The sequence below is a fragment of the Nocardioides sp. 1609 genome (assembly GCF_004522105.1).
GTDB lineage: Bacteria > Actinomycetota > Actinomycetes > Propionibacteriales > Nocardioidaceae > Nocardioides.
The window spans coordinates 228,606-248,788 of the sequence record NZ_SPUJ01000001.1 but is presented as its reverse complement, the minus strand read 5'-3'; the positions used below and the strand labels follow the sequence as shown (position 1 = coordinate 248,788).

Here is a 20,183-nt window from a genome sequence, read left to right as displayed (position 1 = left end):
AATGCCGACGATCGGAGTGGCCGTCGCGATCCCGGAGCCGTGGGCCACCGAGCTGCAGGACTACCGCACCGCCGTGGGTGACACGACGGCGACGATGATCCCGACGCACATCACGCTGGTGCCGCCGACCGAGGTCGACGGTGACCTGTCCTCGATCCAGGCGCACCTGGCCGAGGCGGCCGCGACGGTGCCGGCCTTCGAGGTCCACCTGCGCGGCACGGGCACCTTCCGCCCCGTCTCGCCGGTGGTGTTCGTGACGCTCGTCGAGGGCATCTCGCAGTGCGAGCAGCTCGCCGACGCCGTCCGCCGGGGACCGCTCGAGGTCGACCTCGACTTCCCCTACCACCCGCACGTCACCGTCGCGCACCACCTCGACGACGTGCTGCTCGACCGGGCCTTCGACGAGCTCGCGCGGTTCGAGTGCGAGTTCACCGTCACCGACTTCCACCTGTACGTCCACGACGACGAGCACGGGTGGCAGACCTCGCACGACTTCGCCCTCCGCGCCGCCCTAGGAGGCTGAGCCCGATGCCGTCGGTCAAGCAACGCATCACCAGCGCGCGCGAGCGTCGTCCCGGCCTCGACCACGTGCTGCGGATGCAGGAGCACTACGGCGCCGTGAAGGCCGGCCAGCAGGCCGGCGCGGTCACCTACTTCGCGTTCCTGTCGTTCTTCCCGATCCTGGCGCTGGCGTTCTTCGTGGTCGGCGTCGTCGCCGAGGTCTACCCCGAGGCCAACGCCAACCTGACCACCGCCATCGAGTCGGTGCTGCCGGGCCTGATCGGCAACGGCGAGAGCCAGATCTCCCTCGACGACGTCCAGTCGTTCTCCGGCATCGCCGGTGTCGTCGGTGTGCTCGGTGTCCTGTACGCCGGACTCGGCTGGGTCTCGGCGCTGCGGGACGCGCTCGTGGTCGTCTTCGAGACCCCGCAGCGCGAGCTGCCGTCGTTCGTCAAGGGCAAGCTGCGCGACCTGGTGGCCCTGGTGTCGATCGGCTTCGTGCTCATCGTCGCGGTGGCGGTGACCGGCTTCGTCTCCGGCTTCTCCGCCGACGTCCTCGGCTGGATCGGCCTCGGGTCCGAGCTCGCCTGGCTCGTGCAGGTCCTGGTGGTCGTCCTCGGGCTCGCCGCGAACGCCGTGCTGTTCTTCACGCTCTTCAAGCTCCTCGCCGAGCCGCGTGCGCCCAGCCGCTCGCTCTGGTCGGGGGCCCTGCTCGGTGCCGTGGGCTTCGAGGTCCTCAAGCAGGTCTCGAGCCTGCTGCTCAAGAGCACGCAGGGCCAGCCGGCCTTCCAGGCGTTCGGGATCGCGCTGATCCTGCTGGTCTGGATCAACTACTTCTCGCGCCTGGTCCTGTACGCCGCCGCCTGGGCCCACACGACGCCCGCGGCGCGCGCGCTGCGCCAGTCGGAGCCGGTCGACCCCGTGCAGGGGCCGGTCACGCCCGACCTCACGCACCTCCCGGCCGACAAGGCCACGGCCGGCGCCGCCACGCCCGGCCGCGCCTGGACCACGCCGTTCGCCGCCGGTGCGGGCGCCATGCTCGCCCTGGTGGCCGTCATCCGCCGCAGGAGGAACCCGTGAGGTTCGAACGCAAGCACGCCCTCGTCCTCCTGGCCGTCGCGGCCTGGAACGTCGTCACCTTCGGCAACTTCGCGAAGCGGCTCTACACCGCCTACGACGCGGGGGAGGACCGGGCGCTGGGCTACTGGGTGGCGCACTCGGTGCTGATCGTGGTCAACGTCCTGATCGCCGGCGTGCTCGGGTCGTGGGGCTGGAAGGCGCTCCGGGCCACCAAGGAGTCCTGACGCCGCCGTTTCTCCCGCCCGAGGCGGAGCGAACGGACGCCGACGAAACCGGCGAGCCGGCCTCGGTGCGCTCCCGGAGGCGGCTCGGTGGTCTCGACACGCTGACGCGCCTTCGCAAGCCCAGACGCGCCGCTTGCTCGACCCGCGCAGCGACGGGTCCCGCTCCTCCGTCCTGCGCCCCGGCTACTTGCCGTGGCGCAGGGCGGCGTGCAGGTCCCAGTTGAGGCGGGAGATCACGTCGAGCGGGATCTCCTTGGGGCACGCGGCGGTGCACTCACCGATGTTGGTGCAGCCGCCGAAGCCCTCGGCGTCGTGCTGGCCGATCATGTTGACGACACGGGTGTCGCGCTCGGCCTGGCCCTGGGGGAGCTCGCCGAGGTGGGTGATCTTCGCGCCGAGGAACAGCGAGGCCGAGCCGTTCGGGCAGGCGGCGACGCACGCGCCGCAGCCGATGCAGGTGGCGACGTCGAAGGCGCGGTTGGCCTTGTCCTTGGGGACCGGCGTGGCGTGGGCGTCGGGTGCCGCACCGGTGTTGACCGAGATGTAGCCGCCCTGCTGGATGATCCGGTCGAAGGCGCTGCGGTCGACGACGAGGTCCTTGACGATCGGGAAGGCGTCGGCGCGCCACGGCTCGATCGTGATGCTGTCGCCGTCACGGAACGAGCGCATGTGCAGCTGGCACGTGGTGGTCACCTCGGGGCCGTGCGCCTCGCCGTCGATCATCAGGCTGCACTGCCCGCAGATGCCCTCGCGGCAGTCGGAGTCGAACGCGATCGGCTCCTCGCCCTCGGCGTTCAGCTGCTCGTTGAGGACGTCGAGCATCTCGAGGAAGCTCATGTCCTCGGAGACGTCGTCGAGCTCGTAGGTGTGGATCCCGCCCGGCGCGGTCGCGTTCTCCTGGCGCCAGATCTTCAGGTTGAGCTTCATCGGGGTCCTTCCAGGGCAGCGGTGCTCGACAGGGGTGCGAGCAGGAGGGGACGAAGGGTGTCGCGGGGGGCCGTCACTTGTAGCTCCGCTGCTTCATCTCGACGAACTCGTAGGTGAGGTGCTCCTTGTGGAGGATCGGCTTCTCGTCCGCGCCGCCCCACTCCCAGGCCGCCACGTAGGCGTACTGGTCGTCGTGGCGCAGCGCCTCGCCCTCCTCGGTCTGCGACTCGGCCCGGAAGTGGCCGCCGCACGACTCGCGCCGGTTCAGCGCGTCGATGCACATGAGCTCGCCGAGCTCGAAGAAGTCGGCGACCCGGCCGGCCTTCTCGAGGGACTGGTTCATGCTCTCGGCGCTCCCGAGGACCCGGACGTTGCGCCAGAAGTCCTCCTTCAGGCTGCGGATGAGGTCGATCGCCTTGCGCAGGCCGTCCTCGGACCGCTCCATGCCGCAGTACTCCCACATGATGTGGCCGAGCTCGCGGTGGTAGGAGTCGACGCTGCGGGTGCCGTTGGTCGTCATGAACTGCTCGATGCGCGACTTCACCGACTGCTGCGCCTCGACCACCGCGGGGTCGTCCTCGGCGATCTTCTCGAACGGACCCTCGGCGAGGTAGTCGCGGATGGTGTTGGGGAGGACGAAGTAGCCGTCGGCGAGGCCCTGCATCAGCGCCGAGGCGCCGAGGCGGTTGGCGCCGTGGTCGGAGAAGTTGGCCTCGCCGGTGACGAACAGGCCCGGGATCGTCGACTGCAGGTCGTAGTCGACCCACAGCCCACCCATGACGTAGTGCACGGCCGGGTAGATCCGCATCGGCGAGGTGTAGGGGTCCTCGCCGGTGATCCGGGCGTACATGTCGAAGAGGTTGTCGTACTTGTCCTCGATGGCCTTGCGGCCGAGCCGGTCGATGGCCTCGGCGAAGTCGAGGTAGACGCCGCGCCGGACGCCGTCGACCTCGGGGCCGACGCCGCGGCCCTCGTCGCACATGTTCTTCGCCTGGCGCGAGGCGATGTCGCGGGGGACGAGGTTGCCGAACGCCGGGTAGATCCGCTCGAGGTAGTAGTCGCGGTCCTCCTCGGGGATCTCCCGGGGGTCCTTGCCGCAGTCGGCCTGGTTCTTGGGGACCCAGATCCGCCCGTCGTTGCGCAGCGACTCCGACATGAGGGTCAGCTTCGACTGGTGCGCGCCGGCGACCGGGATGCAGGTGGGGTGGATCTGCGTGTAGCAGGGGTTCGCCATCAGGGCGCCCTTGCGGTGCGCGCGCCACGCGGCGGTGACGTTGCAGCCCATCGCGTTGGTGGAGAGGAAGAAGACGTTGCCGTAGCCGCCCGAGGCGAGCACGACGACGTCGGCGAAGTAGGTCTCGATCTCGCCGGTGACCATGTCGCGCACGATGATCCCGCGGGCCCGGCCGTCGACGACGATCAGCTCGACCATCTCGTGGCGGGTGTAGCACTTGACCGTGCCGGCCGCGACCTGGCGCTCGAGGGCCTGGTAGGCGCCGATGAGCAGCTGCTGGCCGGTCTGGCCGCGGGCGTAGAAGGTGCGGGAGACCTGGACGCCGCCGAAGGAGCGGTTGTCGAGCAGGCCGCCGTACTCGCGGGCGAACGGGACGCCCTGGGCGACGCACTGGTCGATGATGCTGGTGCTCACCTGGGCCAGGCGGTAGACGTTCGACTCGCGCGAGCGGTAGTCGCCGCCCTTGATCGTGTCGTAGAAGAGCCGGTAGACCGAGTCGCCGTCGCCCTTGTAGTTCTTGGCCGCGTTGATGCCGCCCTGGGCGGCGATCGAGTGCGCCCGGCGCGGGGAGTCCTGGTAGCAGAACGACTTGACGACGTAGCCGGCCTCGCCGAGCGTCGCGGCGGCCGAGGCGCCGGCCAGGCCGGTGCCGACCACGATCACCGAGAGCCGGCGCCGGTTGGCCGGGTTGGCGATGCGGGCCTCGAACTGACGGGTGTTCCAGCGCTCCTCGAGCGGGCCGCCGGGCGCCTTCGTGTCCTGGATCGGGTCGCCGTCGACGTAGTAGTCGGCCGCGTCGTCGGTCTGCTGCGCGCCCTCGCGCTCGGCGAGCGCGGCGGCGTCGAGCGTGCGCGAGGAGTCGAAGGAGTTGGTGGTGTCGGGCAGGTCGGTCATGGGGTGCTCGAACCTCTCAGATCAGTCGATGACGCCGGCGAGCACGAAGATCGGGACCAGCGAGAACCCGCCGGCCACGACCACCGCGAGGATGGTGCCGATCGCCTTGGCGTTGCGGCGCGACGTGGCGTTGTTGGTCAGGCCGAGGGTCTGGGCGGCACTCCAGGTGCCGTGGTGCAGGTGCAGCGCCAGGGCGACCATCGCCAGGAGGTAGATGACCGTCAGCCACGGCACCTCGAAGCTCTGGACCATCAGCGTGTAGGGGTCGCCCGCGGCGTCGCCCGTCTCGCCGGTGTTCACGTTGATGCGACCGACGGTGAAGTTCAGCAGGTGCCAGATGATGAAGAGCAGCAGCGTGATCCCGCCCCAGCGCATCCAGTGCGAGGAGAAGCTGGAGTGCTTGTTCTTCTTCACCACGTACTTGGTCGTGCGCGCCCTGCCGGCGCGCCGCCACAGCGCGATGGCGCAGAAGACGTGCACGAACAGCGAGAGGAGCAGCACGACGCGCGCGATCCAGAGGAAGCCCTCGTGCGGCAGCAGGGGCTCGCCGAGCTCGCGCAGGTGGTGCGCGTAGTCGTTGAAGGCCTCCTGCCCGGAGAAGGCCTTGAGGTTGCCGTACATGTGCGCAAGCACGTAGCCGACGAAGATCAGGCCGCTCACGGCCATCAACATCTTCAGCGCGATGGTCGAACGCACTGCACGAGAGCCCTTGACCAGGGCCGGACGGGTCGTCATCACCACGATGGTCACTCTACGGTCACCGCGACCTGCGGCTTCACCCGACCGGTGTGACATACGTCGCCCGGCCCACCCCGCGGCGTGTCGTGCTGCCTCGGGCGACGGTCGCGCCTGGTCAGGCGGCGGTGACCCGGGTCGGGGCCAGGTGCTCGGCGACCAGCTCGTCGACCGCGTCGGACCAGCTGCGCCGGCGGGCGACCTCGCGCCCCTCGGCTCCGAGCAGGCCGCGGTGCCGGTCGGCGACGACGGCCTCGACGGCCCGCCGGAACGCCCGGGGGTCGGAGGGGTCGTAGAGGAGCCCGGTCTCGAGGTGGCGGACGACGTCGGGCGCCCCGCCCGAGCGCGGTGCGACGACGGGGACGCCGGCCGCGGCGGCCTCACGCAGGGTGTGGGCGCACGTCTCGTGCTCCCCGGGGTGCACGAGCAGGTCGAGGGTCGGCATCGCCACGGTCAGGTCGCCGGTGCCCATCGAGCCGGTCACCTTCCCCTGCGGCAGGCGCGACTCCAGCCACTCGCGCTGCGGGCCGTCGCCGATCACCACCGGGCGGACGCCGTCGAGGGAGGCCAGCTCGGCGAGGCGGCGCACGCCGTGCCGCTTGTGCAGCCCGCCGACGTACCCGACGACGACCAGCGGTGGCCGGCCGGCGCGCCCGGCCGAGCGGGCGCGCGACCACGAGTCGTGCAGCCAGCCGTCCCGCAGCGCCGGGGTGAACGCCGCGGTGTCGACCCCCGGGCGCCACAGCCCGGCGTCGACGCCGAACTCCTTCATCCGGTCGACCATCCAGGTCGAGGTGACCAGCACCCGGTCGGCGCGGTCGGCGACCCGGGAGCGCCAGTAGTCGGCGCTGACGTCGAGCACGGGGGACTGCTCGACGACCAGCGAGGGGATGCCGGTGCGGTGGGTCAGCTTGAGGGCCTTGCGGCCGAGCACCCCGGGGGAGGTGACGTGCACGAGGTCCGGGCCGAACTGGTCGAGGGCCGTGCGCACCTGCGGGCCGGCGGGCTCCAGCGGGCGGACCCGCACCACCTGTGAGGTCCGGTACGTCGTCAGCCCTGGCCCGGGAGTGATGATCCGGACCGTGTGGCCGAGGTCGACGAGCCGGTCCGCGACGGCCTTCAACGTCGTCGTGGTGCCGTCGACCGCGGGGTAGAACGTCTCGGTGACCAGGGCGATCCGCATGTCGCGAGCCTCACCGCCGCGCCCGTCGGTGCCACCACGGCGACCCGTCCCGTCCGTGCACACCAGGTGAACGCGTGGGTGGGCACCGACGTCGCGACGCCCTACGGTGGTTGCGCTCCCTCCTGTGTGCCCACCCCCTCGACGCCAGGAGTCCCCGGACGATGTCCGTGACCGCTTCCTCCCCCGACGCCCCTGCCCCTCCCGCCGGCCACGCGGCACCCGACCCACGCGGTCGGGGAGTCGTCCGCCTGCTGCCGGCGGCCGAGCGCCACCTGGTGAGCCGGTTCTCCTACGGCATCACCCCCGAGCTCGCGAAGCGGGTCCGCGGCGCCGGCGGGGCCGCGCGCTGGTTCGAGCAGCAGCTGTCGCCCGGATCGGTCAGGGACCCGCAGGCCGACGCCGTCGCCGACTGGTTCCCGAGCCTGCGGCGCGGGCCGGCCGAGCTGTGGCGGCGCCAGGTGCAGGACGTCGAGGGTGGCTGGGAGGTCATGGAGGACTACGCCCGCTGGCTGCTCGTGCGACGGACCAAGACGCGTCGCCCGGTGCTGGAGATGATGACCGAGCTGTGGGAGAACCTGCTGCACGTGCCGGTCTCGGGCGACGAGCAGTTCACCCACCGCGTCGACTACGGAGCCACGATCCGCCGCCACGCCCTCGGGCGCTTCGACGAGCTCCTCGTCGCGGCGATCACCCATCCCGCGATGCTCATCTACCTCGACGCCGCCGAGTCCACCAAGGAGCACCCCAACGAGAACCTCGGGCGCGAGCTCCTCGAGCTGCACACCGTCGGCGTCGGGCACTACACCGAGGACGACGTCCGCGACTCGGCGCGGATCCTCACCGGCTGGTCGGTCGACCTGTGGGAGAGCTGGCGCCCGGAGTACCACCGCGAGGAGCACCACGTCGGTCGGGTGCGGGTCAAGGGCTTCGTCGACAAGAACCGGTCGGACGACGGACGCGCGCTCACCCGCCGCTACCTGCGCTACCTCGCGCACCACCCGCACACCGCCCGGCGGGTCGCGCAGCGGCTGGCGGTGAAGTTCGTCGGCGACCGCCCGCCGGCGTCCCTGGTCGACCGGCTCGCCCGCGTCTACCTCGAGCACGACACCGCCATCAAGCCGGTGCTGCGCGCCCTGGTCGCCTCGTCGGCGTTCGAGCGGTCGGCCGGCACCAAGGTCCGCGACCCCGGCGAGGACGTCGTCGCCACCTACCGCGTGCTGGGTGCGTCGATCTCCCGGCCGCCGAGCGGGGAGGCGCGGGGCCGGTCGGCCGCCGAGGCGATCCTGTGGCAGAGCAGCTCGATCGGCACCTCGCCGTACGCCTGGCCGGCGCCGGACGGGCAGCCGATCGACAGCGCGTCCTGGTCGTCGCCCTCGCGGCTGCTGGCCTCGATGCGGTTCCACCTCGACCTGGCGGGAGGCTGGTGGCCCGACGTCGCGGTCGGCCACCGCGAGCCGCGGCAGTGGCTGCCACGGCCGGAGGTCCGTTTCGACGACCTGGTCGACCACGTGTCGCGCCTCGTGCTGCACCGCCCCGCGACCGACCGGCTGGTCGAGGCGTGCTGCCGCGCCACCGGCGTGAAGCGCCGCGAGCGGATCGACGCCGAGCACGCCCTCGTGCAGTGGATGTTCCCGACCTTCCTCGCCGTCCTCCTCGACAGCCCCGCCCACCTGAGCAGGTAGCCCGCCATGACCTCGACCCACCAGCCCACCCAGCACCCCCGCTCCTGCTGCGACGAGTACGCCGGCGTGCAGGCCGCCGTCTCCCGCCGCGGCCTGATGAGGGGCGCGCTCGCCCTGGCCGGCGCCAGCACCGTCGTCGGCGGCGCGGTCGTCACCGCCTCTCCCGCGGCGGCCCGCACGGCGTCGTCCGTGCTCGTCGTGCTGTCGCTGCGCGGCGGCGCCGACGGGCTCTCGCTCGTCGTCCCGCACGCCGACCCGGTCTACTACCGCGCCCGCCCGGGCATCGCGGTCGCCGCCGACCGGCTGCTGCACAAGGACGGCATGTTCGGCCTGCACCCGGCCCTGGCCCCGCTCACGCCGCTCTGGCAGGCGGGGAAGGTCGCGGCCGTGCACGCCACCGGGCTCCCGGTCGCCAACCGGTCGCACTTCTCCGCGATGGAGGAGGTCGAGGACGCCGACCCGGGCTCCTCGACCCGCGTGGGCTGGCTCAACCGCCTGGTCGGCACGACGCCGGGCGGCTCCCCGCTGCAGGGCTTCGGCGTGGGCGGCGGCGTCCTCCCGACGTCGCTGTACGGACCCTCGCCGGTGATGTCCGGGGGGCGCGTCGACGCGCTCACCATCCCCGGCGCGAGCGGCGACGGCCGCAAGAAGGCTTCGCTCCGCACGGTCTGGAAGGGCGACACGAGCCCGCTCGGCCGCAGCATGCGCTCGGTGTTCGACGCGGTCGCGGCCGGCGGCCCGATCCGCGCGGCGGCCGACCACAGCGACGCCTACCCGGCGACCGACCTCGGGCGCGCCCTGTCGACGGCCGCGCAGATCGTCCGCGGCGACGTGGGCGTCGAGGTGATCACCGTCGACCAGGGCGACTGGGACATGCACGTCGGCACCGGCGGCTCCGACGACGGGTGGCTGGCCCGCAACGCCCGCGACCTGGCCGCGTCGATGGCGGCGTTCCTCGGTGACCTCGGCGACCAGGCCGGCAAGGTCACGCTGGTGACGATCAGCGAGTTCGGACGCCGCGTCGTCGAGAACGACAGCGGCGGCACCGACCACGGCCACGGCAACGTCATGCTCGTCGCCGGGGCGGGCGTCCGAGGCGGCTACCACGGCCGGTGGCCGGGCCTGTCGACCGGCTACGAGGCCGACCTGAAGGTCACCACCGACCACCGCCAGGTGCTGGCGGAGATCGGAGCGACGCGGTTCGGGGCCTCGACGGCGAAGGTCTTCCCGGGCCTGCGCTACGCGCCCCTGGGCGTCGTCCGCAGCGGCTGACCCGGCCGCGCCAGCGCCCCAGAAGCGGGGTCCGGACCAGTCCGTGCGGTGTGGCCTCTTTCACATCGGGCCCGGTTTGTGCAGACTCGGCGCACCACCGGCTGACTGCACGAGCAAGGGGCGCGGATGAGCACTGGCCAGGGAAGCACCGGCGTACGAGGCCCGACGCGGGCCCGGATCGAGGCCAGGACGCTCCGCACGGACCGGTGGTGGCAGGCGCCGTTGACGACGTTCGTCGTGTTCTCCGCCTTCGTCGTCTACGCGACGGTGCGCGCGTTCATGGGCACCGACTACTACGCGAAGCCCTACCTGTCGCCGTTCTACTCGCCGTGCCTCGGCGACTGCGTCGAGGGCGCCTCCGACTTCGGTCAGCCGTTCGGCTGGTTCCCGCTGTCGGCGGCGCTGATCATCCTGGTCTTCCCGCTCGGCTTCCGGATGACCTGCTACTACTACCGCAAGTCCTACTACCGGGCGTTCTGGCTCTCGCCGCCGGCCTGTGGGGTCGCCGAGCCGCACGCGAGCTACACCGGTGAGTCGCGCTTCCCGCTGGTCCTGCAGAACGCGCACCGCTACTTCTGGTACGCCGCGATCGTGGTCGGCCTGATCCTCACCTTCGACGTGGTCCTCGCGTTCCGGCCGATGCCCGGCGAGTACGCGATCGGCGACGGCGAGACCGGCGGCGTCCACATGGGCCTCGGCACGCTGCTGATGATCGTCAACATCGTGCTCATCTGGCTCTACACGCTCTCGTGCCACTCCTGTCGGCACGCCGTGGGCGGCCGGCTGCGGCACTTCTCGAAGCACCCCGTCCGCTACCGGCTCTGGACGTGGGTCTCGAGGCTGAACGTCCACCACGGCCGGTTCGCCTGGTACTCGCTGTTCTCGGTGGCGCTGGTCGACCTCTACGTCCTCCTGCTCGCCACCGGCACCATCCAGGACCTGAGGTTCTTCTGACATGAGCACGACGAGCGACCGGCACCCGATGACCGGCAACGAGATGTCCGGTGCCGCCGAGGGCGGCACGGAGCGCCACCAGTACGACGTGGTCGTGGTCGGCGCCGGCGGCGCCGGCCTGCGGGCCGCGATCGCCGCGCACGAGGCGGGCGCACGCACCGCCGTCGTCTGCAAGTCGCTGCTCGGCAAGGCCCACACGGTCATGGCCGAGGGCGGGATCGCCGCGGCGATGGGCAACCGGTGGCCCGAGGACAGCTGGGAGGTCCACTTCCGCGACACCATGCGCGGCGGGAAGATGCTCAACCACTGGCGGATGGCGCAGCTGCACGCGCAGGAGGCGCCCGAGCGGGTGATGGAGCTCGAGGACTGGGGTGCGCTGTTCGACCGCACCGACGACGGGCTGATCTCGCAGCGCGACTTCGGCGGCCACAAGTACGCGCGGCTCGCCCACGTCGGCGACCGCACCGGCCTGGAGATGATCCGCACGCTGCAGCAGCGCACCGTCGCGCTCGGCATCGACGTCTTCATGGAGTGCACGGTCACCGACGTCTTCAAGCAGGACGGGGTGGTGTCGGGGGCGCTGGCCTACTGGCGCGAGACCGGCCGGTTCGTGCTCTTCGACACCCCCACGGTCGTGCTCGCCACGGGCGGCATCGGCAAGTCGTTCAAGGTCACCTCGAACTCCTGGGAGTACACCGGCGACGGCCACGCCCTCGCGATGCGCACGGGGGCGTCGCTGATCAACATGGAGTTCGTGCAGTTCCACCCGACCGGCATGGTGTGGCCGCCGTCGGTGAAGGGGCTGCTGGTCACGGAGTCGGTCCGCGGCGACGGCGGCATCCTGAAGAACTCCGAGGGCGAGCGGTTCATGTTCGACTACATCCCGGAGTTCTTCCGCGCCGAGACGGCCGACACCGTCGAGGAGGCCGACGCCTGGTACGAGGACAAGAAGAACAACCGCCGGCCCCCCGAGCTGCTGCCGCGCGACGAGGTCGCGCGGGCGATCAACTCCGAGATCAAGGCGGGGCGGGGCACGCCGCACGGTGGCATCTACCTCGACATCGCCTCGCGCCGGACGCCGGAGTTCATCCGCAAGCGGCTGCCCTCGATGTACCACCAGTTCAAGGAGCTCGCCGACGTCGACATCACCCGGGAGCCGATGGAGATCGGCCCGACCTGCCACTACGTGATGGGCGGGGTCGAGGTCGATCCCGACACCCAGGAGAGCGCGGTCACCGGCCTGTACGCCGTGGGGGAGTGTTCGGGCGGGATGCACGGCTCCAACCGGCTCGGCGGCAACTCACTCGGCGACCTCCTCGTCTTCGGCAAGCGGGCCGGGGAGTCGGCCTCGGCGTACGCCGCCGGGCTGGGCGCGACGCGTCCGCAGGTCGACGAGGACGACGTCCGCGCGGCCCGGGCGAGCGCCCTCGCGCCGTTCGAGGTGGAGGGGGGCGAGAACCCGTACGCGATCCAGAGCGACCTCCAGCAGTCGATGAACGACCTGGTCGGGATCATCCGCACCGGGCAGGAGCTGCAGGAGTCGCTGGACGCGATCGAGGCCTTCAAGGTGCGGGCGGCGTCGATGAAGGTGGAGGGCCACCGGCAGTACAACCCGGGCTGGCACCTGGCGCTCGACCTGCGCAACATGCTGCTCGTCAGCGAGTCGGTCGCGCGGGCGGCGCTGGCCCGCGAGGAGTCCCGCGGTGGTCACACCCGCGACGACTTCCCCGGCCCCGACCCGACGTGGGGCACCAAGAACCTCGTCGTCCGCCTCGACGCCGCGGGCACCGGCGTCGAGCTGCAGGAACAACCGCTGCCGGCGATGCCGGACGAGCTCAAGAAGTACTTCGAGAGCAAGTGAGGGAGCGACCATGGGCTACGAGCTGAAGCTGCGGGTGTGGCGGGGCGACCAGGACGGCGGCGACCTCGGCGACTACGCCGTCGAGGTGTCCGAGGGCGAGGTCGTGCTCGACGCCCTGCACCGGCTGCAGGCCACCCAGGCCGGCGACCTCGCGATCCGGTGGAACTGCAAGGCCGGCAAGTGCGGCTCGTGCAGCGCCGAGATCAACGGCCGGCCCCGGCTGCTGTGCATGACCCGGCTCTCCGACTTCGACCCCGCGGAGACGATCACGGTGACGCCGATGCGGACCTTCCCGGTGATCCGCGACCTCGTCACCGACGTCTCGTTCAACTACGAGAAGGCGCGCGAGCTGCCGTCGTTCGCCCCGCCGCCGCGCGACGCCGACGGCAAGCGCCGGATGGCGCAGGTCGACGTCGAGCGGGGCCAGGAGTTCCGCAAGTGCATCGAGTGCTTCCTGTGCCAGGACGTGTGCCACGTCGTCCGCGACCACGACGACAACAAGCCGGCCTTCGCCGGTCCGCGGTTCTTCCTGCGGTACGCCGAGCTCGACATGCACCCGCTCGACACCCACGACCGCCGCGAGCTCGCCCAGGGCGCCGCCGGGCTCGGGATGTGCAACATCACCAAGTGCTGCACCGAGGTCTGTCCCGAGGGCATCAAGATCACCGACAACGCGATCATCCCGATGAAGGAGCGCGTCGTCGACCGCAGGTTCGACCCGCTGGTCTGGCTCGGCTCCAAGATCGGGATCCGCACCAAGGACTACGACGGCCGCACCGAGGTCTGACCCCTGTCCCTCCCGGGGCGGGCCCGGAGGCGCCGTCGTCAGGGGGTGGGTGCGGGGGCGTCGACCGTCTGCGGCGGCAGCACGCCGCGCTCGACGTCCGCGGCCACCGCGCGGATCCGGGCGGCGCTCGCGCTCCAGTCGCCGCCGTCGTCGTCCCACCAGATCCGGAGGCCCTTCCGGGCCTCGACGGTCCAGCGGCGGCGGACGGCGGCCCGGTGGAGGACCGCGAACGGCAGCACGAGCAGCATCACCGCGAGCTCGACGAGGGCGGCGACGGCGAAGGGGATCCCGACGAGCACGACGAGCAGGATGCTCAGCGGGTCGTCGGCACCGAGCCAGCCGAGCACCTGCGGCAGCCACTTCTTGAACCGGCGCCGCCACGGCACCCACCGCCGGCTCACCCGCCACACCTGCCCGGTGGGATCGCTGACCTTCACCCCGGCACCCTAGGCCGACCCGTCACCCATAGGTGACGGGTCAGCGCAGACCTGACCGACCCGTCACCTATAGGTGACGGGTCAGCGGAGACCTGGTCGACCCGTCACCCATAGGTGACGGGTCGGCGTGGCGGCCGAACGACCGTACGGCAAACATCACAGTCAGTGGCCCGGATCACGTCGGGTGCCTAGGGTGCCCACCATGAGCATCGAGGGGACCGCCGTCGAGGGCGGCCTGGACGAGCCGACCGAGCTGGAGCCGGAGCAGGGCTCGCTCGAGCTGGCGCAGGCCGAGGACCGGCACACCCGCGCCGACTGGGAGCGCGAGACCGCGAAGGTGCTCCGCAAGGCGCGCCGGATGACCGACGAGGACGACGACGCGCTGGTCTGGAGCAAGCTGACCCGCACCACGCTCGACGGGATCCCGGTCGCGCCGCTCGGCACGCCCGACCTGCTCGAGGACCTGCAGACCGTGGGCCGACCCACCCGAGCCGGCGACTGGGACGTCCGCGCACACGTCGCGGCCGGGCCCGCGAAGGAGGTCAACGAGGAGATCCTCGGCGACCTCGAGGGCGGGGTGACCTCGACCTGGGTCGAGGCCGGTCCCGGCACCGACTTCGAGGCGCTGCTGGAGGGCGTCCTCCTCGACCTCGCCCCCGTCGTCCTGCAGCCCCCGCCGGACGACGCCGCGGCGACCGCCCGCGCGTTCCTGGCCTGGGCCGGCGACCTCGAGCTGCACCCCGGCACCAACCTCGGCGTGCCCGCCTTCGACGCCGACGTCGCGGCAGCCGCCCGCGCGGCCGGCGTCCTGGGCTTCGTCCTCGACGCCACCGCCGTCCACGACCGCGGCGCCTCCGACGCCCAGGAGGTCGGCACGGCGATGGCGGCCGCGGCGGGCTACCTGCGCGCCGCCACCGACGCCGGCCCCGCCGTCGCCGAGGCCGCCGCCCTGGTCGAGTTCCGCCTGGCCGTCACCGACGACCAGTTCGCGAGCATCGCCAAGCTGCGGGCCGCACGTCGTCTGTGGGCGCGGCTCCAGGAGCACTGCGACGCCGAGCCCGTCCCGATGCGTCTGCACGCCGTCACGAGCCGGCCGATGATGACCCGCTACGACCCCTGGGTGAACATGCTCCGCACCACCGTCGCCGCGTTCGCCGCCGGCGTCGGCGGCGCCGACGCCGTCACCGTCCTGCCGTTCGACTCCGCGCTCGGTCGCCCCGACGCCCTCGGCCGGCGCAACGCGCGCAACACCTCCGCGCTGCTGATCTCCGAGGCGCACGTCGCCCGCGTCGCCGACCCCGCCGGCGGGTCGTACGCCGTCGAGAAGCTCACCGACGACCTCGCGGTCGCCGCGTGGGAGATCCTCGGCCGCCTCGACGACGGTGCCGACCTCACCGCCGAGATCGAGGCCGTCGCCCGGGAGCGCGAGGAGCAGGTCGCCACCCGCCGGCGCCCGCTGACCGGCGTCACCGAGTTCCCGAACCTCGCCGAGACGTTGCCCGAGCGGTCCGGTGCCGGGCTCGCGGCGGCCGGCGTCCGCTCGTACGCCGCCAGCTTCGAGGCCCTGCGCGACGACCCGCCGGCGGCCCACGTCTTCCTCGCCACCCTCGGACCCGTCTCTGCCCACACCGCGCGGGCCACGTTCGCGGCCAACCTGTTCGCGGCCGGGGGAGTCGCCACCGACCCCGCCGGCGCGACCGACGGCGTTGAGGCCCTCCTCGCGGCGTACGCCGGCCAGCCGGTCGTCTGCCTGGCCGGGACCGACGCCGCCTACGCCGAGTGGGGCGCGGCCGCAGCCGCCGCTCTCCGCGAGGCCGGCGCCACCCGCGTCGTGGTCGCGGGCAGGCCCGTCGACCACGCCGACGACTCCTGCGCGACGGGCGTGGACGCCCTCGACTTCCTGAGCCGCACGCGAGAGGCGCTGTCATGAGTGTTCCGAAGAGCTTCGCCGGCCTGCCGCTCCACGGGGGCGGCGTCGCGTCGGGCGCGACGTCCGGTGGCGAGCCGTGGGCCAGCCCCGAGGGCATCGACGTCCTGCCGGTCTACGGACCCGAGCACCTCGCCGGCCTCGACGCCCTCGACACGTGGCCGGGCCTGAGCCCGTTCCTGCGCGGTCCCTACCCGACGATGTACACGACCCAGCCCTGGACCGTGCGCCAGTACGCCGGCTTCTCGACCGCCGAGGCCTCCAACGCCTTCTACCGGCGCAACCTCGCCGCCGGCCAGAAGGGCCTGAGCGTCGCCTTCGACCTCGCGACCCACCGCGGCTACGACTCCGACCACCCGCGCGTGCGCGGCGACGTCGGGATGGCCGGCGTCGCGATCGACTCGATCTACGACACCCGCACGCTCTTCGACGGGATCCCGCTCGACGAGATGTCGGTGTCGATGACGATGAACGGCGCGGTGCTGCCGGTGCTCGCGCTCTACATCGCCGCGGCCGAGGAGCAGGGGGTGAAGCCGGAGCAGCTCGCGGGGACGATCCAGAACGACATCCTCAAGGAGTTCATGGTCCGCAACACCTACATCTACCCGCCGGCGCCGTCGATGCGGATCATCTCCGACATCTTCAGCTACACCTCGGCGCGGATGCCGCGGTTCAACTCGATCTCGATCTCGGGCTACCACATCCAGGAGGCCGGGGCGACCAACGACCTCGAGCTCGCCTACACCCTGGCCGACGGCGTCGAGTACATCCGCGCCGGCCTCGAGACCGGGATGACGATCGACCAGTTCGCCCCGCGGCTGAGCTTCTTCTGGGCGACCGGGATGAACTTCTTCATGGAGATCGCCAAGATGCGCGCGGCCCGCGCCCTGTGGAGCCGGCTGGTGCGGGAGTTCGAGCCGCAGAACCCGAAGTCGCTGTCGCTGCGCACGCACAGCCAGACGTCGGGCTGGAGCCTGACCGCGCAGGACGTCTTCAACAACGTCCAGCGCACCTGCATCGAGGCGATGGCCTCCACCCAGGGCCACACCCAGAGCCTGCACACGAACGCCCTCGACGAGGCCATCGCGCTGCCCACCGACTTCAGCGCCCGGATCGCCCGCAACACCCAGCTGCTGCTGCAGCAGGAGAGCGGCACGACCGGCACGATCGACCCGTGGGCCGGCTCGTACTACGTCGAGCGGCTCACCCACGACCTCGCCGAGCGCGCCTGGGGCCACATCCAGGAGGCCGAGCGCGCCGGCGGGATGGCCCGGGCGATCGAGCAGGGCATCCCGAAGATGCGCATCGAGGAGGCCGCGGCCCGCACCCAGGCGCGCATCGACTCCGGCGCCCAGAAGGTCATCGGCGTCAACACCTTCCGGCTCGCCGCGGAGGACAAGCTCGACGTCCTCAAGGTCGACAACGACGACGTCTACCGCCAGCAGCTCGCGAAGCTGGAGCGGCTGCGCGCCGAGCGCGACGACGACGCGGTCCGCTCGGCCCTCGAGGCGCTCACCAGCTCGGCCGACCGCGGCGCCGCGAAGGGCAGCCTCGACGGCAACCTGCTCGCCCTGGCCGTCGACGCCGCGCGCGCCAAGGCCACGGTCGGGGAGATCTCCGACGCGCTGGAGAAGGTCTACGGCCGGCACCAGGCGGTGATCCGTACGATCTCGGGCGTGTACCGCGACACCGCCGGCGAGGGCGACGGCACCCTGCTCCAGCAGGTGCTCGACGCGACGGCCGCCTTCGACGAGGCCGAGGGACGGCGTCCGCGCATCCTGGTCGCCAAGATGGGCCAGGACGGCCACGACCGCGGCCAGAAGGTCATCGTGTCGGCCTTCGCCGACATGGGCTTCGACGTCGACGTCGGCCCGCTGTTCTCCACGCCGGAGGAGGTCGCGCAGCAGGCGGTGGACGCCGACGTCCACATCGTCGGGGTCAGCTCGCTGGCGGCGGGCCACCTCGCGCTGCTGCCCGCGCTGAAGCAGGCGCTCGCCGAGCAGGGACGGCCCGACATCATGACGGTGATCGGCGGCGTGATCCCGCCCGACGACGTCCCGACGCTGAGGGAGATGGGCGCCGCCGCGGTCTTCCTGCCCGGCACGGTCATCGCCGAGTCGGCGCTCGACCTGCTCGCCAAGCTGCGCGAGCAGCTCGGGCACTGATGGTGGGCGCGAGGTCTCGACTCGCGGTGACTACGTCCCCGCGGCTCGACCACCGGAGTCGTCCGTCGGTCGAGCCGGGCGAGCGCCGGCGAGCCCGAGTCGAGACCCTCCCCGTCGACGAGCGGGCCGGCGATGCCTGACGTCGACACCCTGGTCTCCGGCATCCGCGAGGGCCGGCGCGCGGCGGTCGCGCAGGCGATCACGCTCGTCGAGTCGGCCCTGCCCGCGAAGCGGACGGCGGCGCGCGAGCTGCTCACGCTGCTCACCACCGACGCCGACGCCGGCGTCCGGTCGCCCGCGGTGCGGGTCGGCATCAGCGGCGTCCCGGGCGTGGGCAAGTCGACCTTCATCGAGGCGCTCGGGTCGCGGCTGACCGCGGAGGGCCACCGCGTCGGCGTCCTGGCCGTCGACCCGAGCAGCGTGCGCACCGGTGGTTCGGTGCTCGGCGACAAGACCCGGATGTCGCGGCTCTCCGCCGACCCGCAGGCCTACATCCGCCCGAGCCCCAGCGCGGGCACGCTCGGGGGCGTGGCGCGCGCGACGGTGCAGGCGATGACGGTGCTCGAGGCGGCGGCGTACGACGTGGTGCTGGTCGAGACCGTCGGCGTCGGCCAGTCCGAGGTCACCGTCGCCGGGATGGTCGACACCTTCCTCTTCCTCACCCTGGCGCGCACCGGTGACCAGCTGCAGGGCATCAAGAAGGGCATCCTCGAGATCGTCGACGTCGTCGCGGTCAACAAGGCCGACGGCGAGCACGAGCAGGAGGCGCGCGTGGCCGCGCGCGAGCTGGCCGGGGCGCTGCGGCTGGTGCGCGGGCACGGGGAGTGGGCGCCGCCGGTGGTCACCTGCTCGGCCCTGCACGACGTCGGCGTCGACGACCTGTGGCAGCGGGTCCTCGCGCACCGCGACCACCTCGGCGACGAGGGCCTCGCGACCAGGCGCGCCCAGCAGCAGCTCGAGTTCACCTGGGCGCTGGTCCGCGACGAGCTCGACCAGCGGTTGCGGCACTCGCCCGGCGTCCGGGCCATCCGCGACGACGTCCGCGCCGCGGTGCTGGGCGGCGACCTGCCCGCCACCGTCGCCGCCGACCGGCTGCTGGCGGCCTACGACGGCTGAGCCGTCCCCAATGCCGGGGTAACGGCCCGCCGATCCGCCCCGTCGGGACGGCGGGGGAGCAACATCGGTGGGCGTCCCGCCCGACCCCACGAGAGGCATTCCTCATGCGCACCACCACCGCGACCCGCGCTGCGGTCGCCGGCCTGGCCGTCGTCCTGGCCGGCCCGTTCCTGACCTCGGCGCCGGCGGCGTCGTCCGCCGCCGACAGCCCCGCGCAGGCTCCGGCCCCGCCCCGCGCCGTCACCCTCGTCCCCGGGCTGGTGAGCCCGCTCAGCGTCGCGATCGGCGGCGAGCAGACCCGGTGGTTCAGCCAGAACTTCACGGGCACCCTGATGCGCCAGCGCGGCGACCGACCGGCCAGGCCGGTCTACCAGGCCGAGCGCGGCGTCGAGGTCGGCGCCGTCTCGGTCCACCGCGGCTCCGTCGTCTTCGCCACCACCCTGCGCCGTGACACCCACCTGCTGCGGCTCGGGCGCGACGGCGGGGCGACCGAGCTCGCCGACCTCGGCGCCCACGAGCGCCGCACGAACCCCGACGGCGACGTCCGCTACGGGTTCCGCCGGCTCGGGGCCGACTGCGCCTCGCAGCTGCCCGAGCGGTTCCCTGCCCGCTACCGCGGCATCGTGGAGTCGCACCCGTACGCCACGACCACCGCCGGCGGCCGCACCTGGGTCGCCGACGCCGCCGCGAACGCGATCCTCGAGGTCGACCGGCGCGGCCGGGTGAGCACGACCGCCGTCCTGCCGCCCGTGCCGGTGAGGATCACCCGCAGGGCCGCGGAGGCCAACGGGCTGCCGGCCTGCACCGCCGGCCACGTCTACGTCTTCGAGGGCGTGCCCACCGACGTCGAGGTCGGACCGCGGGGCCAGCTCTACGTCTCGTCCCTGCCCGGCGGTCCCGAGGACGGCAGCACCGGCGCCCAGGGCCGGGTGTTCCGGGTCGACCCGTCCTCCGGGAAGGTCACCCTGGTCGCGAAGGGCCTCGTGAGCGCCACCGGCCTGGCCGTGACCCCGCGGGGCGCCGTGTACGTCGCCGAGCTGTTCGGCGCGAGGATCTCCAAGATCGCCCCCGGGGCCCGGCGACCGCGGCCGTTCCTGCCGATCGGGATGCCCGGCGACGTCGAGCTCCACCGCGGTCGCCTGTTCGCGACCGCCGACGTGCTGGGCGAGGGACGGCTGGTCGCGATCCGGCGCTGAGCCCGGGC

Annotated in this window: 17 protein-coding genes; 12 read left to right on the top strand and 5 right to left on the bottom strand. The window is 72.5% G+C overall.

The window, feature by feature from the left end:
• Window position 1 precedes the first annotated feature (1 nt).
• Genes E4623_RS01115 through E4623_RS01105 form a run of 3 tightly spaced genes read left to right on the top strand, consistent with a single transcriptional unit; the run spans window position 2 to window position 1,805 of the window.
• Window positions 2–523: a 2'-5' RNA ligase family protein gene (locus E4623_RS01115; protein ID WP_134764680.1), complete on the top strand. Its 522-nt coding sequence runs from the start codon at window positions 2–4 to the stop codon at window positions 521–523.
• 5 nt (window positions 524–528) lie between these two features.
• A complete protein-coding gene (locus tag E4623_RS01110; RefSeq protein WP_134764679.1) occupies window positions 529–1,581 on the top strand; it encodes a YihY/virulence factor BrkB family protein in 1,053 nt (350 codons plus the stop codon).
• Entirely contained in the window at window positions 1,578–1,805 is a 228-nt protein-coding gene (locus tag E4623_RS01105; RefSeq protein ID WP_134764678.1) for a hypothetical protein, read from the top strand. The genes E4623_RS01110 and E4623_RS01105 overlap by 4 nt, the downstream gene beginning before the upstream one ends.
• Before the next feature lie 183 nt (window positions 1,806–1,988).
• Here E4623_RS01105 and E4623_RS01100 read toward each other — a convergent pair whose 3' ends face one another.
• From E4623_RS01100 to E4623_RS01085, 4 genes are all read right to left on the bottom strand, one after another.
• The gene (locus E4623_RS01100) at window positions 1,989–2,732 is read right to left on the bottom strand and encodes a succinate dehydrogenase/fumarate reductase iron-sulfur subunit (RefSeq protein ID WP_134764677.1); all 744 of its coding nucleotides are present in this window, start codon (window positions 2,730–2,732) and stop codon (window positions 1,989–1,991) included.
• Window positions 2,733–2,805: 73 nt separating this feature from the next.
• Entirely contained in the window at window positions 2,806–4,860 is a 2,055-nt protein-coding gene (locus E4623_RS01095) for a fumarate reductase/succinate dehydrogenase flavoprotein subunit (RefSeq protein WP_134764676.1), read from the bottom strand.
• A gap of 21 nt (window positions 4,861–4,881) precedes the next feature.
• A complete protein-coding gene (locus E4623_RS01090; protein WP_134764675.1) occupies window positions 4,882–5,595 on the bottom strand; it encodes a succinate dehydrogenase cytochrome b subunit in 714 nt (237 codons plus the stop codon).
• 118 nt (window positions 5,596–5,713) lie between these two features.
• Complete coding sequence (locus tag E4623_RS01085) at window positions 5,714–6,778, bottom strand: glycosyltransferase (RefSeq protein ID WP_134764674.1); 1,065 nt, start codon at window positions 6,776–6,778, stop codon at window positions 5,714–5,716.
• A gap of 167 nt (window positions 6,779–6,945) precedes the next feature.
• Between E4623_RS01085 and E4623_RS01080 the strand changes: the two genes are divergently transcribed.
• From E4623_RS01080 to E4623_RS01060, 5 genes are all read left to right on the top strand, one after another.
• Entirely contained in the window at window positions 6,946–8,460 is a 1,515-nt protein-coding gene (locus E4623_RS01080) for a DUF1800 domain-containing protein (protein WP_167736417.1), read from the top strand.
• A gap of 6 nt (window positions 8,461–8,466) precedes the next feature.
• A complete protein-coding gene (locus tag E4623_RS01075; RefSeq protein ID WP_134764672.1) occupies window positions 8,467–9,732 on the top strand; it encodes a DUF1501 domain-containing protein in 1,266 nt (421 codons plus the stop codon).
• A gap of 126 nt (window positions 9,733–9,858) precedes the next feature.
• On the top strand, window positions 9,859–10,686 hold the full coding sequence (locus E4623_RS01070; protein ID WP_134764671.1) for a hypothetical protein: 828 nt from the start codon (window positions 9,859–9,861) through the stop codon (window positions 10,684–10,686).
• Window position 10,687: 1 nt separating this feature from the next.
• Window positions 10,688–12,547, top strand: a complete 1,860-nt coding sequence (locus tag E4623_RS01065) for a fumarate reductase/succinate dehydrogenase flavoprotein subunit (RefSeq protein ID WP_245154770.1) — start codon at window positions 10,688–10,690, stop codon at window positions 12,545–12,547.
• A gap of 10 nt (window positions 12,548–12,557) precedes the next feature.
• Window positions 12,558–13,334 (top strand): succinate dehydrogenase/fumarate reductase iron-sulfur subunit, encoded by a 777-nt coding sequence (locus E4623_RS01060; protein ID WP_134764670.1) that lies wholly within the window; start codon window positions 12,558–12,560, stop codon window positions 13,332–13,334.
• A 38-nt stretch (window positions 13,335–13,372) separates the two neighbouring features.
• Here the strand turns inward: E4623_RS01060 and E4623_RS01055 are convergent, their stop codons facing one another.
• The gene (locus E4623_RS01055; protein WP_134764669.1) at window positions 13,373–13,771 is read right to left on the bottom strand and encodes a hypothetical protein; all 399 of its coding nucleotides are present in this window, start codon (window positions 13,769–13,771) and stop codon (window positions 13,373–13,375) included.
• A 202-nt stretch (window positions 13,772–13,973) separates the two neighbouring features.
• Between E4623_RS01055 and E4623_RS01050 the strand changes: the two genes are divergently transcribed.
• The 4 genes from E4623_RS01050 to E4623_RS01035 all read left to right on the top strand — a co-directional run bounded on the left by E4623_RS01050 (window position 13,974) and on the right by E4623_RS01035 (window position 20,175).
• Window positions 13,974–15,701 carry a methylmalonyl-CoA mutase family protein gene (locus E4623_RS01050; protein ID WP_167736416.1) on the top strand — a complete coding sequence of 576 codons (1,728 nt, stop codon included), beginning with the start codon at window positions 13,974–13,976 and terminating at the stop codon, window positions 15,699–15,701.
• On the top strand, window positions 15,698–17,863 hold the full coding sequence (gene scpA / locus E4623_RS01045) for a methylmalonyl-CoA mutase (RefSeq protein ID WP_134764668.1): 2,166 nt from the start codon (window positions 15,698–15,700) through the stop codon (window positions 17,861–17,863). The genes E4623_RS01050 and scpA overlap by 4 nt, the downstream gene beginning before the upstream one ends.
• Before the next feature lie 132 nt (window positions 17,864–17,995).
• Window positions 17,996–18,979, top strand: coding sequence for a methylmalonyl Co-A mutase-associated GTPase MeaB (gene meaB / locus E4623_RS01040; protein ID WP_134764667.1), 984 nt, complete (start codon window positions 17,996–17,998; stop codon window positions 18,977–18,979).
• A gap of 104 nt (window positions 18,980–19,083) precedes the next feature.
• Complete coding sequence (locus E4623_RS01035) at window positions 19,084–20,175, top strand: ScyD/ScyE family protein (protein ID WP_134764666.1); 1,092 nt, start codon at window positions 19,084–19,086, stop codon at window positions 20,173–20,175.
• Window positions 20,176–20,183: the final 8 nt, after the last annotated feature.

What these genes read in the sequence shown, in the direction of transcription:
- E4623_RS01115 (WP_134764680.1), top strand. Translation starts at nt 2, where the DNA reads ATGCCGACGATCGGAGTGGCCGTCGCGATCCCGGAGCCGTGGGCCACC.
- E4623_RS01110 (WP_134764679.1), top strand. Translation starts at nt 529, where the DNA reads ATGCCGTCGGTCAAGCAACGCATCACCAGCGCGCGCGAGCGTCGTCCC.
- E4623_RS01100 (WP_134764677.1), bottom strand. Translation starts at nt 2,732, where the DNA reads ATGAAGCTCAACCTGAAGATCTGGCGCCAGGAGAACGCGACCGCGCCG.
- E4623_RS01095 (WP_134764676.1), bottom strand. Translation starts at nt 4,860, where the DNA reads ATGACCGACCTGCCCGACACCACCAACTCCTTCGACTCCTCGCGCACG.
- E4623_RS01090 (WP_134764675.1), bottom strand. Translation starts at nt 5,595, where the DNA reads ATGACGACCCGTCCGGCCCTGGTCAAGGGCTCTCGTGCAGTGCGTTCG.
- E4623_RS01085 (WP_134764674.1), bottom strand. Translation starts at nt 6,778, where the DNA reads ATGCGGATCGCCCTGGTCACCGAGACGTTCTACCCCGCGGTCGACGGC.
- E4623_RS01075 (WP_134764672.1), top strand. Translation starts at nt 8,467, where the DNA reads ATGACCTCGACCCACCAGCCCACCCAGCACCCCCGCTCCTGCTGCGAC.
- E4623_RS01070 (WP_134764671.1), top strand. Translation starts at nt 9,859, where the DNA reads ATGAGCACTGGCCAGGGAAGCACCGGCGTACGAGGCCCGACGCGGGCC.
- E4623_RS01065 (WP_245154770.1), top strand. Translation starts at nt 10,688, where the DNA reads ATGAGCACGACGAGCGACCGGCACCCGATGACCGGCAACGAGATGTCC.
- E4623_RS01060 (WP_134764670.1), top strand. Translation starts at nt 12,558, where the DNA reads ATGGGCTACGAGCTGAAGCTGCGGGTGTGGCGGGGCGACCAGGACGGC.
- E4623_RS01050 (WP_167736416.1), top strand. Translation starts at nt 13,974, where the DNA reads ATGAGCATCGAGGGGACCGCCGTCGAGGGCGGCCTGGACGAGCCGACC.
- scpA (WP_134764668.1), top strand. Translation starts at nt 15,698, where the DNA reads ATGAGTGTTCCGAAGAGCTTCGCCGGCCTGCCGCTCCACGGGGGCGGC.
- meaB (WP_134764667.1), top strand. Translation starts at nt 17,996, where the DNA reads ATGCCTGACGTCGACACCCTGGTCTCCGGCATCCGCGAGGGCCGGCGC.
- E4623_RS01035 (WP_134764666.1), top strand. Translation starts at nt 19,084, where the DNA reads ATGCGCACCACCACCGCGACCCGCGCTGCGGTCGCCGGCCTGGCCGTC.